Source organism: Desulfovibrio sp. (genome assembly GCF_019424165.1).
Taxonomy (GTDB): domain Bacteria; phylum Desulfobacterota; class Desulfovibrionia; order Desulfovibrionales; family Desulfovibrionaceae; genus Desulfovibrio.
Map to the genome: position 1 here is coordinate 1 of NZ_JAHZAA010000001.1, position 18,989 is coordinate 18,989.

General features: G+C 61.9%; 14 protein-coding genes. 9 read left to right on the plus strand and 5 right to left on the minus strand.

Translation table 11 applies throughout. The features are described from left to right. The 3 genes from QZ377_RS00005 to feoB form a co-directional block, all read left to right on the plus strand. The coding region (locus QZ377_RS00005; RefSeq protein ID WP_291438393.1) for a TonB-dependent receptor at positions 1-1,346 on the plus strand (1,346 nt) is incomplete at its 5' end. 9 nt (positions 1,347-1,355) lie between these two features. Next, on the plus strand, positions 1,356-2,261 hold the full coding sequence (locus tag QZ377_RS00010; protein WP_291438395.1) for a FeoA family protein: 906 nt from the start codon (positions 1,356-1,358) through the stop codon (positions 2,259-2,261). Continuing rightward, positions 2,258-4,240, plus strand: coding sequence for a ferrous iron transport protein B (gene feoB / locus QZ377_RS00015; protein WP_291438396.1), 1,983 nt, complete (start codon positions 2,258-2,260; stop codon positions 4,238-4,240). The genes QZ377_RS00010 and feoB overlap by 4 nt, the downstream gene beginning before the upstream one ends. Before the next feature lie 176 nt (positions 4,241-4,416). Here the strand turns inward: feoB and purE are convergent, their stop codons facing one another. The 3 genes from purE to QZ377_RS00030 all read right to left on the minus strand — a co-directional run bounded on the left by purE (position 4,417) and on the right by QZ377_RS00030 (position 8,273). Then, the gene (gene purE, locus QZ377_RS00020) at positions 4,417-4,914 is read right to left on the minus strand and encodes a 5-(carboxyamino)imidazole ribonucleotide mutase (protein ID WP_291438398.1); all 498 of its coding nucleotides are present in this window, start codon (positions 4,912-4,914) and stop codon (positions 4,417-4,419) included. A 276-nt stretch (positions 4,915-5,190) separates the two neighbouring features. After that, positions 5,191-6,480, minus strand: coding sequence for a phosphoribosylamine--glycine ligase (gene purD, locus QZ377_RS00025; protein WP_291438399.1), 1,290 nt, complete (start codon positions 6,478-6,480; stop codon positions 5,191-5,193). A 107-nt stretch (positions 6,481-6,587) separates the two neighbouring features. After that, positions 6,588-8,273, minus strand: a complete 1,686-nt coding sequence (locus tag QZ377_RS00030) for a VCBS repeat-containing protein (protein ID WP_291438401.1) — start codon at positions 8,271-8,273, stop codon at positions 6,588-6,590. Positions 8,274-8,653: 380 nt separating this feature from the next. Here QZ377_RS00030 and QZ377_RS00035 point away from each other — a divergent pair, with 380 nt between their 5' ends. Then, on the plus strand, positions 8,654-10,042 hold the full coding sequence (locus QZ377_RS00035; protein ID WP_291438402.1) for an RsmB/NOP family class I SAM-dependent RNA methyltransferase: 1,389 nt from the start codon (positions 8,654-8,656) through the stop codon (positions 10,040-10,042). A gap of 288 nt (positions 10,043-10,330) precedes the next feature. Here QZ377_RS00035 and QZ377_RS00040 read toward each other — a convergent pair whose 3' ends face one another. Both QZ377_RS00040 and QZ377_RS00045 read right to left on the minus strand, forming a co-directional pair. After that, positions 10,331-13,081, minus strand: a complete 2,751-nt coding sequence (locus tag QZ377_RS00040) for a carbamoyltransferase HypF (protein WP_291438759.1) — start codon at positions 13,079-13,081, stop codon at positions 10,331-10,333. A gap of 79 nt (positions 13,082-13,160) precedes the next feature. Next, positions 13,161-13,370, minus strand: coding sequence for a hypothetical protein (locus QZ377_RS00045; protein ID WP_291438404.1), 210 nt, complete (start codon positions 13,368-13,370; stop codon positions 13,161-13,163). Between the two features lie 230 nt (positions 13,371-13,600). Between QZ377_RS00045 and QZ377_RS00050 the strand changes: the two genes are divergently transcribed. From QZ377_RS00050 to QZ377_RS00070, 5 genes are all read left to right on the plus strand, one after another. Next, positions 13,601-14,170 carry an XRE family transcriptional regulator gene (locus QZ377_RS00050; RefSeq protein ID WP_015939326.1) on the plus strand — a complete coding sequence of 190 codons (570 nt, stop codon included), beginning with the start codon at positions 13,601-13,603 and terminating at the stop codon, positions 14,168-14,170. Positions 14,171-14,408: 238 nt separating this feature from the next. Further along, positions 14,409-16,094 carry an AMP-binding protein gene (locus QZ377_RS00055; RefSeq protein WP_291438406.1) on the plus strand — a complete coding sequence of 562 codons (1,686 nt, stop codon included), beginning with the start codon at positions 14,409-14,411 and terminating at the stop codon, positions 16,092-16,094. Positions 16,095-16,340: 246 nt separating this feature from the next. Continuing rightward, positions 16,341-17,492 (plus strand): signal peptide peptidase SppA, encoded by a 1,152-nt coding sequence (sppA, locus tag QZ377_RS00060; protein ID WP_291438407.1) that lies wholly within the window; start codon positions 16,341-16,343, stop codon positions 17,490-17,492. A gap of 375 nt (positions 17,493-17,867) precedes the next feature. After that, positions 17,868-18,347, plus strand: a complete 480-nt coding sequence (locus QZ377_RS00065) for a hypothetical protein (protein ID WP_291438408.1) — start codon at positions 17,868-17,870, stop codon at positions 18,345-18,347. A gap of 99 nt (positions 18,348-18,446) precedes the next feature. Beyond that, positions 18,447-18,932, plus strand: coding sequence for a hypothetical protein (locus tag QZ377_RS00070; RefSeq protein WP_291438410.1), 486 nt, complete (start codon positions 18,447-18,449; stop codon positions 18,930-18,932). Positions 18,933-18,989: the final 57 nt, after the last annotated feature.

Below are 18,989 nucleotides of genomic sequence, written 5' to 3' on the forward strand. Positions count from 1 at the left end.
GCATGTACGCCGACAAGTACGAAGGGGCCTTTGAAAGTTACGGCCCGCCCGACGGCAGCCTGAGCCTTGAAACACAAAGCAACCGCCGGGGGCATAACGACGGATACCTGCTGGCCCCCACCCTTACCTGGGAAAAAGATTTCGGCCCCGTAACCCTTACCTCCATTACCAACTACAGCCGCTCCAACTACAATTACCTCCAGGACTGGGATTTCACATCTGTGGACGCAATGTATTCCACCTATGACGAAGATTTCAATACCCTGAGCCAGGAGCTGCGCCTGAACGGCGGTCCGGACAGTTTCCGGTGGATGGTCGGCCTGTTCGGCCTTACGGAACGCATCGATACCAAAACGGATATCATCTTCGGTGACGACGCGGGCATGATGTGGATGAATCCCGGCGACCATGCCCAGCAGAACTCCACCATTTACAGCAATATCGCCTCGGCATTTGCCCAGATCATCTGGCGGGCGCTGCCCATGATTGAAATCACCGGGGCCGCGCGCTTTGACTATGAACGCAAAAGCCTCGACTGGGAAAACAAGACCAACATTATGGGCGTGCCCACCGGCAGCCTGAACATGAGCAAGGACTGGACGGCCGTATCTCCCTCGCTCAGCATTGCCTGGCTGTTCACCGAGCGGCAGCGCGTTTACGCCTCCATCGCACGGGGCTTCAAATCCGGCGATTTCAACAACGTCATGGTGGAAAAATCACTGGTGGAGCATGCGGTGGACCCCGAATATACCACCACCTACGAACTGGGCTACAAGGGAAAGCTGCTGGACAACCGCCTGGAACTGAGCGCCGCACTCTTTTATGTGGATTGGGACAACATGCAGGTGGATATCGAATCCCCCTCCGGCATGTTCAGCAACTACCAGAAAATGAACGCGGGCCGCGCGCATTCCTCAGGTTTCGAGGTTGAAGCCCGCGCCCTGCTTATGCCCGGCTGGGAGGTGTTTGCCAGCGTGGGCTACATGTTTGACTATAAGTTTGACGAATTCAAACAGGATGCCAACAAGGATCTTTCCGGCCAGAACCTGCCCTATACCAATGCCTACACCCTTGGCGCGGGCAGTGTTTTTCGCATGGATTCCGGCTTTTTCATGAGCGTGGACGGCAGCCTCAACGGGCGCAAATACCTGCTCGAAGACAACAGCCTGCGCCAGCCCGCCTATGCGCTGGTCAATGCCAAAATCGGCTACGAGAAAGACAACTGGGACGTGTTTCTTTATGGCAGAAACTTGCTGGACCAGCGCTACGCCACCACGGCCTTCGGCCGCTCCAAACGTGCCGGAGAGCCGCTCATGGTGGGCGTGCAGTGCGGGCTGAGCTTTTAGGGGTACGGCATGAAAGCGATCCAGCCCCTTTCCCGCAAGATGCTCCTCTGCCTTGGCGCACTGGGCGCGGCACTTATGTACGCAGGCGATATGCTGCTTTACGCGGGCAGCGGGGCAACTGACCTTTCGCCCCTGGGGCTGGCTCCGGCCATGGCCGGGACTTCTTACAGCAGACTTGCGCTCGGGGGCCATATAGGCCCCCTGGCAAGCCTGCTGTATGCGGCGGGTTTTTTGGGCATTGCCCGGCTGCTGCGCCCAGGCCACCAGATACTGCAATGGCTTGTCTTTCTGCTGTTCTGCATGGCCATGCTCTACGGTGGCGCATATCACAGCCACTATCCGCATCTGGCGTTCACAGCCACCAGCCCGCATACGCTTGCCCGCACGGCCGAATACATCAACCTGCTCACCCTGGGGGCCACCGTGCCTATGGCCTGCGCCAGCGTGCTCTTCATCTATGCCGTGCTGCGCGGCCTCACCTGTTGCCCAAGAGCCATGGCCCTGCTGACGCCTCTGCCGCTTTTCCTGTGCGGCGCGGCGCTGCAAGGCCTGCCGGAACCGTTGCTGCTCCCTCTTGCCGGTGGCTGGAACAACCTGCTCTTCATCATCTTCTTTCTGGCCTGCGCCCGCATGCCCAGCGGCGATGGCGCGCACAATGCAGCACAGGCCCACCGGGCTGCATCCGGGCAATTTCTGGACAGCCTCCCACCCGGCCGGATCGGAATCATCCAGTCCGTGAACTGCCCGGCAGATGTGCAGGAACGCCTGGCAGCCCTGGGCATCAGCCCCGGCAGCGCCGTGCGCATGCTGCGCCCGGGCGGCAACCGCGTGGTGGAGTGCTGCGGCACTTTTGTAGCCCTGGCGGAAAAGTTCGCCGGGCGCATTACCATTACTCCAACGGACGAAACGCCATGAGCAGCATTGCCGAATCACTGATAGCCGTAGCCGGGCAGCCCAATACCGGCAAGTCCACCATCTTCAGCGCCCTTACCGGCGTGCATCAGGAGGTGGGCAACTGGCCCGGAAAAACCGTAGAAAAAAAACAGGCCCGCGCTCCGCAGAGCCAGGGCGGCTATTCTGTGGTGGATCTGCCCGGCAGCTACTCGCTCCACGCGCACTCTCCCGAGGAGCGCATCGCCGTTGACTATTTGCTGCACGCCGCTCCGGACATCACGGTGGTGGTGGCCAGCGCCTTGAGCCCGGAACGTACCCTCGCCTACGCTCTTGAGGTGATGGCCCTGGAGCGGCCTATGGTTCTTGCCCTGAACATGACCGACATGGCTGAAAAAAACGGCATTTACCTTGATGTACAGGCAATTTCCGCAATGCTTGGCGTGCCGGTGGTCCCGCTTTCGGCCATCCGCAAAAAAGACGTGGCTTCATTGCGCGAGGCCGTCCGGCAGTCGCTGTACATCCGCCCGCAACCAGGTCGCCTGCCTGTGGGCGTTCTGCAAAGCCTGCCCCCGCCCCTGGCCGAAACAGCTAAAAAAAGCATCACGCTGTTGCAGGAGCAGCACGGTTTTTCCGAACAGGCTGCGCTGGCCCTCATCTGGCGGAGCATGAGCGGCGAAGGAGAAAGCACAACCCGGCTGCAAGCCCTGACAGGCAGCCTTGTTGCCCCGCTGCTCACCGACGAGGCCCGACGGCTCTTCGCCGCGGCCCGACGGGACTGGATAGCCCGGCTGACAGGGCGTGAAGGCCGGGAGGCCCTGACACGGCAAAGCGCCACCGCCGCATGGGACCGCTGGTTCCTGCATGCCGTCACCGGCCCGTGCATCATGGCAGCCATCCTGCTGCTGGCGCTCTGCCTGGGCTTTGGCGTGGGCTTTCCCCTGGCGTACCTGACGGGACAGGCGCTTTCACTGGCCACGCCCCATATTCTGGCTTTGGAAGCATATGGCCTGCCCCTGATCGCGGCCATGAGCACAGGCGTATGGCACGGCGTAAGCGCTGTGCTGGCCATGCTGCCCTTTGTGGCTGTTTTTTATATGGTTTTCGCCGTTCTTGATGATGTGGGCTACATGGCCCGCGCGGCCTTTATTATGGACAGGGCCATGAGCCGCCTGGGGCTGGACGGCAAGGCCTTTGTGCCTCTGCTTTTTGCCATACCCTGCAATATTTCCGGCATTGTGGGCTGCCGAACCATTGATGATCCCCGCCAGCGGCTGTTGACCATTCTGGTAGTCCCCCTGGTTCCCTGCACAGCCAAGATTATCGTTATGGTCACCCTGTCGGCCTGGCTGTTCACCCCCACTGCCGCCATCCTTGTCGTGCTTGGCCTGCTGACACTCAATACGCTGACTCTGGCCGGGGTATGCCTGCTGGCGGGAAAAATGATGCCCGCGCCTGTCCGCGAGCGCGGCCTGCTTATGGAGTTGCCCCACTTTCACCGGCCCAATGCCCGGGCAATATCCCGCTATGTATCACGCAACATCATGGCTTTTATTAAAAAAGCCTCAACCCTGATCGTTGCCTTCAGCGCAGTGCTCTGGTTTCTTTCATACTATCCCTCGGCAAATATCGAACAGAGCCTGCTGGGGCAGATGGGCCGGGTGCTTCAGCCCCTGGGCGACCTTATGGGAGCGGACTGGCGGCTTCTGACTGCACTGCTGGCATCGGGCGTCAGCAAGGAGGCCCTCATGGCCACCCTGGGCGTGCTGTATGACACGAGCGCGGGGCAACTGGCAGAAACACTCCGGGCCGGAGTCAGCCAGGCCAGCGCCCTGGCCTTCATGTGTGCGCAAAGCCTGTTTTTGCCCTGCGTTTCCACAGTGGGCATACTGTATAGCGAGGCAAGGTCATTGGGGCTTCTGGCCGCTGTCGTTGTCTACTCCCTTGTGCTGCCCTTCGGCCTTGCCATACTGGTCTATCAGGCAGCGCGCCTGCTGCCCTGAGCCGGGTCGGCAGCGGCTCCGCCCCGTACCCGACATCCTTGCAGCGCGTAATGCGCGTGTACTCAAAATGCGTCATGCCGCCGGAAACTTTCCGGCGGCATGACGCATTGCGGTAAAAACCGTTTTATACAAAACGCGTAAAGCCCCAAAACAGGCTTACCCCGCAGCACTGCGGCTCAGGCATATTTTCGGGTGATCTCGTCACCGGCCTTTTCCACATCTTCGCGCATTTTTACGCGCGCGGCGACGAGCTTACGGCTGAGGTCAGCGTCCGACAGGGCCAGAATCTGGGCCGCAAGCCAGGCCGCATTGCGCGCCCCGGCCTTGTCCAGGGCCACCGTAGCCACAGGAAATCCCGGAGGCATCTGCACAGTGGCAAGCAGGGCGTCCATACCGCCAAGGGCCACGCTGGACACGGGAATGCCTATCACCGGGCGTGTGGTGCGCGCCGCCACGGCCCCAGCCAGATGTGCGGCCATACCGGCGGCACAGATAAATACCTGTGCGCCGGCGGCTTCGTGTTCGCTCACCAGCTTTTCTGTGCGTTCAGGGGTGCGGTGGGCGGAGCTTACCGTGATGACACAGCTTATGCCCAGGCTTTTCAGCACGTCAACACAGGGGCTGACCTTGTCTTCATCAGACTGTGAGCCCATCAATATAACCACTTGAGCCATGATATAATATCCTCTGCTTGCTGCCCGCTCCGGCGCACTGCGCCCGCAGCGTTTTTGTGCGGCGATGGTTTATTTTCATATGGCTGCGCGCAGCGCCCGGACAGACTGCCCCGGAGCGTAAAGCCGTTTTCTCCGCCAAGGCTGTATACCACTGGAATATACATCCGGAAGTCTTCAAGACGCACGCGCAGCGCGGCAGCGCAAACAGACCGCGTTGCAGCCACACCGCGCGTCTTTGGGCAACGCCTGAAACGGCTGACGTGGGTTACGCCCCGGCTATTTTACGCTTTTCAGACGGTTGATGCCCTTCTGCCCGATGTCTGTGCGGTAAAAGCCGTCGGTCATGCGTACCTTTTCCACAGCGGCATAGGCGGCTTTTTTCGCATCCTCAAGATCATTCCCCAGCGCCGTAACGCAAAGCACACGGCCGCCGCTGGACACCAGCGCACCATCCTTGAGGGTTGTACCACTGTGAAAAACCTTGACGCCGGGCAGACTGTCGGCCTCTTCAGTGTCCGCAATGGCAAGCCCCCTGGAGTACGCGCCCGGGTAGCCCTTGGCCGTCATAACCACGCCGAGGGCCGTTTTATCGCTTTGCCCGATGCTTGCGGGGTCAAGCCTGCCCTCCACGCAGTCAAGCATGATGCGGGGCAGATCGCCCTCAAGCCGCATGAGCATGGGCTGGCACTCCGGATCGCCGAAACGCACGTTGTATTCCAGCACCTTGGGGCCGTTCGCGGTCATCATAAGCCCGGCATAGAGCACGCCCACAAAAGGATGCCCGTCCTTGGCAAGCTCGCGCAGAATGGGCCGCACGGTAAGGTCGGCCATTTCTTCAAGCATGTTGTCGGGCAAAATGGGGGCCGGGCTGTATGCGCCCATGCCGCCGGTATTGGGGCCTTCGTCATTATCGAAAACACGCTTGTGATCCTGCGCCGAAGGCAGGGGAACGGCGCGTTCGCCATCGCACAGGCAGAGAAAAGAAGCCTCTTCGCCCACAAGGCATTCCTCAAGCACCACAAGGTCGCCTGCGGCGCCAAAGGCGCGGGCGCTCATGATGTCGTTGACGGCCTGCAGGGCTTCCTGAGAATCGGCAGCCATGATGACGCCCTTGCCAGCAGCCAGGCCATCGGCCTTGACCACCAGGGGGCCGCCCACCTTTGCCACATAGTTTCTGGCCATTTCCACATCGCTGAACACGGCGCTCTGGGCTGTGGGAACCTTGGCCCGCGCCATGATCTCCTTGGCAAAGGCCTTGCTGCCTTCAAGCCGCGCGCCGTAGCTGTCCGGCCCGAAACAGGCGATGCCCGCCTCGCGCATGCGGTCGGTAATGCCCAGAGTCAGCGGCAGTTCCGGCCCGGGAACCACAAGGTCTATTTTTTCCCTGCGGGCCAGTTCAACCAGGCCGTCCAGATCATCCACAGGCACAGGCACGTTGACCGCGCCTTCCCTGCTGGTGCCGCCGTTGCCGGGAGCGACGAAAACCGCGCTCACACCGGGGCTTTGCATGAATTTCCAGACCAGGGCGTGTTCCCGCCCACCGGATCCTATTACCAGGATGCGCATGCTCACTCCTTGCCGTGTGCTGATGAAAAGTAAAGCCCCATAAAGGGGCCTTACCGGGGGCGGGCTGCCCGCCGCAGTGCGCGTGGGCCGCCCGCGCCCATAAACGCCTAGTTGGGGCTTACCTCAAAATCGCTCATATCCGCAGGGGTGTTGGGGTCCGTGGCCGACACGTCCAGCGGGTACGCCGTAATCATGCACTGGCGGCTGCCAATGCCGAGGTCGGGCGAGGTATTCAGGCCCACCACAAGGTCAAGAACGCCGTTGTTGGTGGCGTCGGCCAGGTCCACTGCCGCCACGGAACCACGAATGCGGCGCGTCTTCCACTTGAGGCCGAGGCCCACGCCGTCCCAGTACAGGGCATGGATTTCGCCCTGCGGGAAGTAGCGGTAACGGTCAAACATCTGCGAAGCTGTGGAGATGGGCTTGTTGACCAGCATGACGTATTCGCCGGTGTGGCCGATATCCGCAGCAATAAGGTTCATGGGCGCATAGTACTTGCTCGGCAGCTGGTAGTTCTTGTCTACGCCGAGGCCGGGCATGCCCTTATAGTGATCCATGCCGGTGGAGGAGCCGGAGAAGCGCTCCATGGTGGTATGGACAAGGGTATTGCCATTGCCCTGAAAAACCTTGAGCCGCTCATCATCAGTAAGCATGACAAGCTGATCGCCCTTGCCGCTTCTGCCGCCCGGCAGCCAGGCCACGTTAAAGACGGTGGCTCCGGTGGGCAGGTCAAGCCGCGCGCCGAAAGTGTACTTGCCGCCGGTTTTCACCATTGAGTACACGCCGGGGGCAAAAAGCTTGAGCGAATCCCAGCCCTGACCCACGAGGGTGGGCGTGAAGGTGGGGGGCAGGCGCACCACGCTGACAAAATAGGGAATGCGCTCGGCCACCTGGGTGAACTTGTTGCCCTTGAAGCTGTAAAAATAGCTGTAGGGGCGGTTGCTGTCGTCCTCAAAGGTGGCGACCACGAGATCCATAGAGCCGTCGCGATTGAGGTCGATGGCCTTCATAGAAAAGTTTTTGTTGGAACGCGAAATGAGGGTTTCGCCCAAAAGCTTGAGCTTGCCGTCATGGTCCCACATATAGATGCGCAGGTGATTTTCGCTCAGCAGGGCGATTTCGTTCTTGCCGTCGCCGTTAAAGTCGCCCACGGCCATGCTGACCATGGTAAAGGGCAGACGCTGGCTGCGCAGGCGCGAGCCGTCGCTGGCTCCCGACCCCTGATAGCGGAACTGCGGGTTCAGGTACATCTGCTGCTGGCCGGTTTCATTTGTAATGATGTCGCCCCCGGGAGCGACACTGCCGCCACGCGGCCCTGCGGCAGCCGTGCTGCCGGGCGCGCGCACGCCTGCAATGCCAAAAACTTCCTGCCCCAGGGCGGCGCTCAGGGTCTGCACCGCGCCGGTCAGGCCGCTTACCGTGCTCTGGGCGGTCTTGCTCCAGGTTTTGCCGGCCTTGTCCACGCTATTGACTTCAATGGTGCACTCGTTGCCCATCACGTTGACAGAACCCCAGATGGCGTGACCCGCACCGGCGGAATTCATGGCCTTGGCGGCTTCGGCCTGTGAGGAGGCCTTGCCCTGGACGGAGCGTACATCAAGCACACCGGGGCGGTTCAGGCGGCCCTGAATGGTTGCCGGAACGGCCTTGGAAAGATAGCTGTAACTTTGCGGCGCATTGACCGTGAAGGGCAGCACAACGGCACTTCTGGCCGCCGCCTGCGTTGTCGTGGCCAGCCCGGCGGCGAACAGCGCAAGGCAGACCGCAAAAGTCAGTCGCATGGCGAATTTCATTCCGTTCTCCTTGGGCATCTGGCAAGATGCCCGGTAAAATAAGGGAAGCGCCGACCAGGCGTTTTTCGCTTCCGGCAGGCGGGGCATTTCCGCAAATGGGGCCATCCGGGGCGGACGGCGTCACGCGGAAAGGCCGCATGCGGCCAAAAGGCCAAAAAACCGGTCAGAGGTTCCCGCAGCCCGCCAGCGAAAAATACACAAAAGCAGGCGCACCCTTGAGCGCGCCACGCGGGCACGGATGGGCGAAACCGGCACGGCCGCCACATCCACCCACTATACGCGCACTTGACGCGCCGCGCAATATCTAAGCCGGGGCAGTCGCCACCAGCGCGGACAAAGGCATAAAAAACCGCTTGCGGCTGAAATCACATCTCCATACTATGCCGTCCATGCAAAAAACTGCCGTCCGTTCGTTCCGTATTATCTGCAAAAACACGCACACCGCCTCGGTGGAAGCCCTGCTGCGCGCCCAGGGATATGAGTTTGAAGCCGAGCCTTTTTCTCCCCTGTGCCGCCGCCTCGTGGCGGAGCCGCGCCCGCTGGGCAGTTCACTGGCGGCTTTTTTCGGCTACATCTATATCCAGGACCGTTCCTCCATGCTGCCCCCCCTGGCGCTGGCCCCGGAGACAGGCTCGGCCGTGCTGGACATGTGCGCCAGCCCCGGCAGCAAAACGGGCTTTCTGGCCCAGCTTGTGGGTCGCACCGGTTTTGTGCTCGGCAACGAGCCTTCCCCGTCGCGGCTGGCGACACTGCGGGCCAACATGCACCAATGCGGCTTCATCCATACAGGAACCTGCTCCTACAGTGGCGACGCCCTGCCCCTGCGCCCCGGCTCGTGGAAAAACATCCTGCTGGACCCTCCCTGTTCGGGATGGGGAACAGTGGAAAAAAATCCACAGGTGCTCAAACTCTGGCAGGGCGACAAGCTCGACAACCTCACAAGCCTGCAACGCCGCCTGCTGCGCCATGCAGAACGCCTGCTGGCCCCCGGCGGGCGCATGGTTTTTTCCACCTGCACCACCAATGTGGCTGAAAATGAAGATCAGGTACGCTTTGCCGAAGAATATCTGGGGCTTGTGCGTGAACACATCACCCCGTTCCCCGGTTTTGTATGGGAAGAACTGCCCGGCGGCGAAGGCACGTTGCGGGTAGACGGCGCGCGTTCCCAGGCCCAGGGTTTTTATGTGGCGCTTTTGCGCAAGCCCGAAAATGCGTCTTCCGGTCACAGGGAACCGGAGGCTGAGCGGGCGGCGTGCTCCGGGCCTGCCAGCGGTGCCGCAGGAGAGGCGGCAGGGCCGTCTCCGAACGAAAGAACAGCGCGCAGCAAAAATGGCCGCCGCCCGGACGCGCGCACGGGCAACCGTGTCCCGGCAGGCACGCCCCTGCCACGGTCATGCCTTCACGGCCCCACATGCGATCCGGACCTGCTGCCGCCGGGGCAAGCCATGCTGTACGGCGAGCATGTGCGCTTCATCCCGGAACAGGCCGCCGCGCTACTGCCGCCGGACTGCGCATGGCAGGGCGCACTGCTCGGCAAGTTCAACGGCGGCAAGCTGGATGCGGCCCCGCGCCTGCGCACCCTCATGATGCCGCAGCCTGACCGGGAAAAGAGCCTGATTCTTGAAGATATTTCTGATATTTCGGCCCTGCTCAGCGGCCAGAGCCGCCAGACGGGCCTTCAGGGGCGGGAGGCGGCACTGTGGTGGCGCGACCTGCCCCTGGGGCGGGTGGGCCTCAAACAGGGGCGCGCCCTGGCGGGATTCAAATAGCGCATTTTCACGCTGAGGCTGGCCTCTTCAACGAGTTCTGTCTCTCACGATGGCGCACGCCAGAGCGATTATCACACATTGCCGGACACTGCGGCTTGTTTCGTAAGCCTTTTGAGCAACGACTGAAGCCTTGCGCCGCCGGGGTGGATGCCTGCCTGCACGTCCGCCAAAACAGTTGCAACCAGAACAGTTGCAGCCAGAACAGTTGCAAGCGGAACAGTGCAAGGTTGAAATGGCCCAGGCAGCAGGGGCAGTGCTTCGCACGGCAACCCCCTGCCGTACCGCGCTTTATGCTCCTGCTTCCATTCGAGCCCCGGCCGCCAGCATCCGCCTTCCCCACACGGCCTGCCCCAGAGACAAGCCCCCGTCACCGGGCGGCAGTTCATGATGGCACAGAACTTCCAGCCCCTGCCGCTCCAGCAGAAAGGGTAAAAGACGGGCCATAATGCCGTTCTGCATGACCCCGCCGCTCAGGGCCGCCACCCCCACGCCGCGCTTACGCGCGGCACGGCCGGTCATGCTGGCAAAGGCTGCCGCCAGGCTCAGGTGAAAACGCGCTGCGACCTCTTCCACAGGCATGCCGTCCATCGCAGCCTGAACCACACGCGCATAAAGCCCGGCGCTGTCCAGCGTGAGCAGACCGCTGCGAAAGGCCATGCCCACGGGCCAGACCAGTTCCGCCACACGGCGCAGGTCTTCCATACGACCCGCCATAACCTCACCCAGAGCACCCCCGGCACGCAGGGCCGCATCTTCAAGCCGAATGGCCGCCTGCCCCTCATAGGTAATGCACAGGCACAGGCCAAGCCGGGCGGAAACGGCGTCAAAAAGCCTGCCGCAGCTTGAGGTTGCGGGGCAGTTGATCTGCCGTGCCAGCATTTCTTCCACCGCCCGCGCGGCAGCCGCGTACCCGGCCAGCCAGGGCGCTGCCGCCTGTACGTCTTCCGGCAGGCAATGCCCGGCTTCAGCCGCTTGCTGCCCGAGAGCCAGCGCGATACGCCACGGCTCACGCACGGCCGCATCTCCACCGGGCAGGGCAAAGGACGACAGACAGCCCACACGCTGCCATTGGGGCGTATCAAGCTGCATCAGCAGCAGTTCGCCGCCCCATATGGTTCCATCGTCTCCAAGGCCCGTGCCGTCCAGGCACAATGCCAGCGCCGGGCCGAAGCAGGCGTTTTCGGCCAGTACCGAAGCCGCGTGGGCCGCATGGTGCTGCAAGCGCCACAAAGGGATATTGTCGCGAGCGGCGCGCGCTTCGGCATAACGGGTAGAAAGAAAGTCCGGATGCAGGTCACAGACCAGCGCACTGGGCCGCACCTCCAGCAGTTTTTCCATATGGGTCGCCACTTCTTCGTAAAAGGCCAGGGTGGCGGGATTTTCCAGATCGCCGACATGCTGCCCCACAAAGGCTTCGTTGCCCCGCGTCAGGCAGATGGTGGCCTTGAGTTCGGCCCCTGCGCCAAAAACACAGGCGGCGTCATTGCACCCGGACGCGCCGGACGGCCCGCCGTCAGCCTTTTCGCCACCATCAGCCAGAAAAACCGGTCGAGGCACATAGCCGCGCGCCCGGCGGTAAAAAAACGGCGCGGCCCTGTGCGGCGGCCCGTTTTCATCCACAACGTCGGCCCGCGGGCGCAGGCTGATCACGCTGTCATCCACGCGCACCAGAATGTCCCTGTCGTGCAGAAGCCAGGCATCGGCAAGGCCTGCAAGACGCGCAACGGCCTCACGGTTGCCGAGGCAGATGGGTTCGCCCCCGGCATTGGCTGAAGTCATGACCAGCACAGGCGGTACTGGCGCATGGGCCTTCAGCCAGGCAAAAAGCACACTGTGCAGAGGGGTGTTGGGCAGCATGACGCCCACCTGACCCACATCAGGAGCCACCAGAAACGGCAGTTCCGGGCCATCGGGTGTACCCGCGCCATCCGCGCTACCAGTGCCGGCCGTTTCCCCCGGCCCCCCCGGGCCATTCAGGTCATCCACACCGTCCGTATCATACGGGGCGCGGGGTTTGGCCGCGCGGCGCGGGCAAAGCACAATGGGCTTTTCCGGGCTGGTCAGAAGGGCCTCATGCTCCGGGCTGAGGTCGCAAAATGCGCGTACCGTCTCAAGACAGTCCGCCATAAGAGCCAGCGGCTTGTGCGGACGGTTCTTGCGCTCGCGCAGCAGGGCCAGGGCGCGCTCGTTACGGGCATCGCAGGCCAGTTGAAAACCACCCAGCCCCTTGAAGGCCAGAATGCCGCCGTCAAGCAGCACGCGCCCGGCACGGCGGAGAGCCTCACGGGCGGCGGCTTCCGCGCCGGGAAGACCCGCACGGGGGGCAGCATCCGCACAGTCATGAACATGCGTGCTATCCGCATCCGGCCCGCTGCAAGCCTCCGGCCCTGCAAGGCCGCAATCCGCCCGGAAATGCTCTATGCCGGTACGCCCCGCCATTGCCGCGGCCTTGTCCACAAACCACAGGCGCGGCCCGCAGTCGGGGCAGGCAATGGGCTGCGCATGAAAACGCCTGTCCGCGGGATTGCCGTATTCGGCGGCGCAACGCGGGCAAAGAGGAAAACAGCTCATGGACGTGACGGCCCTGTCATAAGGAATGGAGCGAGTGATGGTATAACGGGGACCGCAATTGGTGCAGTTGGTAAATGCGTAGTTGTGGCGCGGATTTTCCGGGTCGGCCATGTCGGCCAGGCAGTCGCCGCAAATGCCCACATCCGGGCTGACAAGCACGCTGTGGCCCGCATGCCCGTCGCTTGCCACAATGGCAAAAGCCGCCTCGCCGGGCAGGGCAGCCATATCTTCACGGCGCAGCGCAGTCAGGCGTGCCAGCGGCGGCAGTTCTTTTTGCAGGCGCACGCCGAAGCGTTCCACCTCTTCCGGCAGGCCCTGCACTTCCATACGCACGCCGTCCGAAGTATTTCCCACGGCTCCTGTAAGGCCGCCCTCGTGGGCGAGCCTGTAGACAAAAGGGCGAAAACCCACCCCCTGAACCTGGCCGGAAGCCACAAAGGCGCGCCGTATCATCTGTTTCTCGCTCATGCGGCAAGAGTAACGCACAAGCCCCGGGCTGTCAGCAGGGTCGGAAGTGTTTTCTGCAACGGACCCGGCGCAGCCCGGTTCACACGGCATGATCCCGTTGCCGCAACGTGCTGCGGCGTGCCGCCTTTTGCCGTGCGCGGCGCAAAATCGCCCGCTGGCCCGCCACCTGCGGTACAAAACAGTCTGCCGCGCGCGTGCCTTGCACGCGCGCGGCCCTGCCTCCGGCGGCAAGGGGAACAATACCGCAGCCCTTGCGGCTTACGAGGCTTTTCGCTAGGGTCTTTTTCACATATTCCTTTTGCACGGCAACTGTGTCAAAGCGGGGCGTTATCTACAGCCGCGCACCACAAAAGCATATCCCCGCTGCCAGAGGGACCTGGCCTTTCCCCCTGCCGATGCAGAGCCATGACCGGAAACAGCCCCAGGCCGGGCGGAGTACCGCTTTTTTTCATTGCACCATCAAAAAAACGCCCGGACGGCGCATAACCGTTGCGCCGGGCTTACAGCCAGGAGCCTGCCATGCCCGCTGCCCGTACCATCGGTTCGCGTATTCGTGCCTTTCGCGAAGAGCGCGAGGTCGACCTCGAAACCCTGGCCCAGAATACCGGCCTGGACCAGTGCTACCTGCAAAAGCTTGAAAGCGACACCATCTATCCGAGCATCGGTCCCCTGCAAAAGGTGGCCCGCGCCCTTGGCGTGCGCCTGGGAACGTTTCTGGACGACCAGTTCACCCGCGACCCCATCATGGGCTGCATTCACAATTCGTGCGAAGGTGAAGAAGCCCTGCACACAGGCCGCATCCCGCGCCCGAGCTATACGTACCAGCCCCTGGGCAAGGGCAAGAACGACCGCAACATGGAGCCGTTTCACATCCGCATTTTCCCCGACAGCGGCGAACGCAAAACCAGTTCGCATCAGGGCGAAGAATTCATTCTGGTGCTCAAGGGGGAGCTGCTGGTTGTTTACGGACGTGAAAACCACGTGCTCAAACCCGGTGAAACCATCTATTATAATTCCATCGTTCCCCATTATGTGGGTGCAGCAGGCGACGAACCGGTGGAAATTCTGGCCGTGGCCTACAACCCCTAGGCAGCCGCACGGGCAACGTGCGGTTTTCGGGCGCCCCCTGAACGAAACAGGGCGCCCGCCACAGCATGGGGAACGCGCCTGCCTCCAGCCCGGCAGCAGACAGGGCCTGACGCAGGCGGGTTTTGCCCGCCGCCGGACGGCATCATCAAGGCAAAGCCGCTCCAGCCCGTGACGCGCCTGTTTTTCGGGTGGTCTCACGGCGAAAACGCATCTGCCCCGCCAAGGCACAGGAGAAAATATGGAAGAAAAAGTTCGCCAGCGCCAGGCCCAGTTTGAACTGCGCGAATGGACGCTGGGCCAGATTCTTGACCATACGGTAAGCCGGTTCCCCGACAGGGAAGCCCTTGTTTACGCCGACCGCGATTACCGCCAGACCTGGCGGGAATTTGGCGATATGGTGGACCGCTTCGCCAAAGGGCTGATGGCAATGGGCATTCAGAAAGGCGAAAAAGTGGCCGTATGGGCCACCAACGTGCCGTACTGGGTGGCCCTGCAGTTTGCCACGGCCAAGATCGGGGCCATTCTGATCACGGTAAACACCAACTACCGCGAGCACGAGCTGCGCTACCTGCTTACCCATTCGGAATGCGAAAATATTTTTCTGATCGACAGCGTGCGCGACCATGACTATCTGGAAACCCTGTACCGCATCGCGCCCGAGCTGCGCGTACAGGCCCGGCGGTCCTTTGTGTGCAGCAGCCTGCCGCACCTGAAGCGCGTATGCTTTCTGGGCATGGAAAAACACCGGGGCATGTATTCCGTGCCGGAGATACTCTCCCTGTCGGTGATGGTGGATGACGAAGAATACAAGGCCCGGCAGGATTCACTGCACCCCTGGGATGTCATCAACATGCAGTATACATCGGGCACCACGGGCTTTCCCCGCGGGGTGATGCTTACCCATGTGGGCGTGGGCCTGAACGGCTACTGGATAGGACGCCACCAGAACTTCGGCCCTGAAGACAGGGTCTGCCTGCCTGTGCCGCTTTTTCACTGCTTCGGCTGCGTGCTGGGTGTTTCGGCCTGCGTCAACCACGGGGCCACCATGGTGATCCTTGAGTCCTTCAATCCGCTCAAGGTGCTGGCTGCGGTGGATTCCGAACGCTGCACGGCCCTGTACGGCGTACCCACAATGTTTCTGGCGGAACTGGAGCACAAGCTCTTTCACCGTTTTGACATGTCCAGCCTGCGCACAGGCATCATGGCCGGTTCTGTTTGCCCCGAGCCGCTCATGCGCCGCGTCATTGAAGACATGAACATGAAAGAGATCACCATCTGCTACGGGCTTACGGAAGGGTCGCCCGTCATGACCCAGTCCGACAGTCACGACAGCCTGCAACTGCGCTGCGAAACCGTGGGCTGCGCCATGCCCGGCATCGAGGTGCGCGTGGCCGACCCCGAAACCTGCGAAGAACTGCCGCGAGGCCAGGTGGGCGAAATTCTCTGCCGGGGCTATAATGTCATGAAGGGCTACTATAACATGCCCGAAGACACGGCCCGCGCCGTCAGCCCTGATGGCTGGCTGCATTCCGGCGACCTTGGCGTTATGGATGAAAACGGCTACCTGCGCATCACGGGCCGCATCAAGGATATGATTATCCGGGGTGGAGAAAACGTCTACCCGCGCGAAATAGAAGAATACCTCATGGGCATGCCCGGCGTGCTGGACGTGCAGGTGGTGGCTGTGCCAAGTTTCAAGTATGGCGAAGAGGTGGCGGCCTTCATTATTCCCCGCCCCGGCGTGGAAATTGGCCCGGAAGACGTGCGGGCTTTCTGCCGCGGCAAAATCGCCTGGTTCAAGATACCAAAGTATGTCGCAGTGATAAGTGGCTTTCCCCTTACTGCCAGCGGCAAGATACAAAAATACAAGCTGCGTGAGCAGGCTGCCCAGATGTGGCCTGAAGCTATGGAGCCCAAACAGTAGGGCGCGTTTGCCCAGAACCCCGGCACGGATCTGATGCCGTGCCGCGAAATGCCTGCGAGACGCCTTTTACGTCCCGCAGGCGTTCGCCACACAAATGCCCGGACAGCCCGCATGCCCCAACTGGCGCATGCCTGCCCCACAACGCCCGCCCGGCAGACAAACGTTTTTGCTGCCTTGCAGCCTGCGGGTGTGTGCGCGTCACGGCAAAACAGACAACACGGCCATGCCGGGTGCAAAGGATCCCACGTGAGTGATAAAGACTTTTCCTATGACGAGCCGCTGTCAATGACAGGCGCTCCCGCCTCCGCCACCGACAGTAAGGTTGCGCATGAGCAGGCCCCGCAGGCAGAGCCTGCCCGGGCGCAAACCCCGGCCCCAGCCCCGGCGGACGCACCAGGCGCAGCCCCCTGTGCTGCGGCCTGCCCGCTGGCGCAGATTCCCGCCTCCGTGTGGAAAACCCTGCTGCGCCGCCCCTTTCGCAAGCGCCATCCCATACTGTTCTGGGCCGCCATAGTGATTGTTCTGGGCACTTTGGGCTTTGTGGCCGGAAGCTCGGGCAAGGACGGCGGCCTTATGGGCGGCGACCGCATAGCCCTGGTCAGCGTAACCGGCCCCATTATGAATGTGGAGCCTACCCTCGAATGGTTGCGCACGGTGGCCCGCAATCCGTCGGTCAAAGGGGTGCTTGTGCGGGTGGATTCGCCCGGCGGCGGGGCAGCGGCCTCGCAGGAAATATATGATGCCCTGAAAAATCTGGCGCAAAAAATGCCCGTGGCCGTCAGCATGGGGTCTATGGCGGCCTCCGGCGGGCTGATGGTCAGCATGGCCGGCCAGCGGGTATTCGCCAATCCTTCCACGGTTACCGGTTCCATCGGCGTGCGCATGGACGTGCCGCAGTTGCAGGGTCTTATGGACAAGGTCGGTGTGGGACAGGAAACCCTTGTGGTCGGCCAGTACAAGGACGCCGCCTCCTACATGCGGCCCATGACGGCCGAGCAGCGCGCCTATTTTCAGGGCGTGCTTACCAACATGTATGACCAGTTTGTGGACATTGTGGCCCAGGGGCGCGGCATGCCCCGCGAACGGGCGCTCAAGCTCGCCAACGGCAAGGTCTACACCGGGCAGGAAGCCCTGGGACTGGGCCTTGTGGACGAACTGGGCGGGCGCGGGCAGGCCCTCGACTGGCTGGCGCAAAAAACCGGCGTGCCTGCCGGGCGCAAGCTGCTGACCCGCCCGCGGGAAGACGGCCTGCTTGGACGCGGGCTGCGGGTCATGCTTGGCGCTGTGCTCGGGCCTGAGGCCGACGCCCTGGGCGGGCTGGCCTCTCTTGCGGGCCTTGCGCAGGGCGGCAACGCCCATGCCGGTCCGCAAACCCCGGCCTTTCTGTACCAGTTTTAGGGCAAGGCCGCGTTACCACTGCCCTGACGGTGCGTGACAGACATTGGCTGCGCAAAGCGTGGGGCCGCACACCTGAGCACCAGCGTGAACGTCTTGCAGCCTTTGGGAATACAGACCGTTCAACGGCAGCATACGTCAGGCACGCCACCGGCAGGCTCCCGCCCTTTTACAGCGGGGAAAAAGAAAAAGGCAACGGCCTTGCCGCCTGTGAAACAGCGTGTCTTGCAGGCCTGCCGGCGTCTGCCAAAACCATTGCCGTCCCCTCGCCGCAACCGGCACTTTCGCTGTCGTGCGGCACAACGAACGCCCGTGGCCGTGTGGTGCAGGTGTTCAAGACTGTTTCAGCCCAGACCCGGCCCCGCGCCCTGGAGAACGATGATGTACCCACGTTTTGTTTTTTCCCTGCTGGCCCTGTGCCTGACCGTTTTTGCCGCCCCTGTGGCCGCCAAAACCTATGACCTGGCCTTCATAAGCGCCGACATCCCCGATGCATGCCACTTTATGACACGCGACGGGGCGGTGTTTGTGGTGGATGACGACGACCATTTTTTTACCATAAATATTGTCGAGCGTGACAAAGACACGAGCCTTGAAGAGCACGCCCAGAAGCTTTCCCGCTCCATCAACGGCGGGCCTGTAAGCCAGGCAGGTGAAAACGCCTGGACCTTCATAGTCAAGGTGGCTGTGGTTCCCTTTGACGTTCTTGTCATGGGGGATGACGAGCATGTGGTGGAGCTTTTTACCGACCAGAACCGGGCGGATTGGCCCAAAGACATAAAGGGCGCTCTTGATTCCATCAAGGGCAAAACACCGGCGCTGGACAGCCTGGTGCAAAAGGTTCTTGCGCCGCGCTAGCCGCGAAAATCCTCCTGCCCTGACGCTACTTTTTTATGGACAAACAGACAGGCCCGTGAGAATTTCTCACGCATCGAGGATCATACACAGGAGATCACCATGTTGAACAGATTTTTCCTGCTTCCCCTCTTCTGCCTGTCGCTTCTGGCCCTTTCGTGCCCTGCCCTGGCCAAGGAGATGAAGTTTGCCCATTTCAGCATGGACGTGCCTGCCGCATGTACCGTGCAAGAGCGTGAGGGCAAGGTCACTGTCAGGGCCACGCCCGAGATTTTCTTTACCATCGCCGTCTTTACCAGAGGCGAGGCCGGGAACCTTTCGGACAAGGACTTTGCCGCCAGACTTGCACAACAGCTCAAAGGTTCGGCCCCCATAGCCACCGAGGACGGCGGCTGGAGTTTTACCGCCAAGGCCGGGACCGTTGCGGCCAATGTGGATGTGATCGGCGATGCTGATTACGTCATGATGTTCATGAGTGACGCCGGTGACAAGGAATGGCCCGAGGCGCTTCAGGCCGCCTACGACTCCATCAAGGGCAATAACGCCAAAGTTGATGATTTTTTGCAAAAAACCCTGTTTGCCGAATAGCGGCAGCGACAAGGCCGCCTGTTTTCACAAGCAGCGGCACAGCCCGCATATGACAGC

Coding starts and splice junctions, on each gene's coding strand:
- QZ377_RS00070 (WP_291438410.1), top strand. CDS start 18,447: ATGTTGAACAGATTTTTCCTGCTTCCCCTCTTCTGCCTGTCGCTTCTG.
- QZ377_RS00055 (WP_291438406.1), top strand. CDS start 14,409: ATGGAAGAAAAAGTTCGCCAGCGCCAGGCCCAGTTTGAACTGCGCGAA.
- QZ377_RS00030 (WP_291438401.1), bottom strand. CDS start 8,273: ATGAAATTCGCCATGCGACTGACTTTTGCGGTCTGCCTTGCGCTGTTC.
- QZ377_RS00050 (WP_015939326.1), top strand. CDS start 13,601: ATGCCCGCTGCCCGTACCATCGGTTCGCGTATTCGTGCCTTTCGCGAA.
- QZ377_RS00040 (WP_291438759.1), bottom strand. CDS start 13,081: ATGAGCGAGAAACAGATGATACGGCGCGCCTTTGTGGCTTCCGGCCAG.
- purD (WP_291438399.1), bottom strand. CDS start 6,480: ATGCGCATCCTGGTAATAGGATCCGGTGGGCGGGAACACGCCCTGGTC.
- feoB (WP_291438396.1), top strand. CDS start 2,258: ATGAGCAGCATTGCCGAATCACTGATAGCCGTAGCCGGGCAGCCCAAT.
- QZ377_RS00010 (WP_291438395.1), top strand. CDS start 1,356: ATGAAAGCGATCCAGCCCCTTTCCCGCAAGATGCTCCTCTGCCTTGGC.
- purE (WP_291438398.1), bottom strand. CDS start 4,914: ATGGCTCAAGTGGTTATATTGATGGGCTCACAGTCTGATGAAGACAAG.
- QZ377_RS00035 (WP_291438402.1), top strand. CDS start 8,654: ATGCCGTCCATGCAAAAAACTGCCGTCCGTTCGTTCCGTATTATCTGC.
- QZ377_RS00065 (WP_291438408.1), top strand. CDS start 17,868: ATGATGTACCCACGTTTTGTTTTTTCCCTGCTGGCCCTGTGCCTGACC.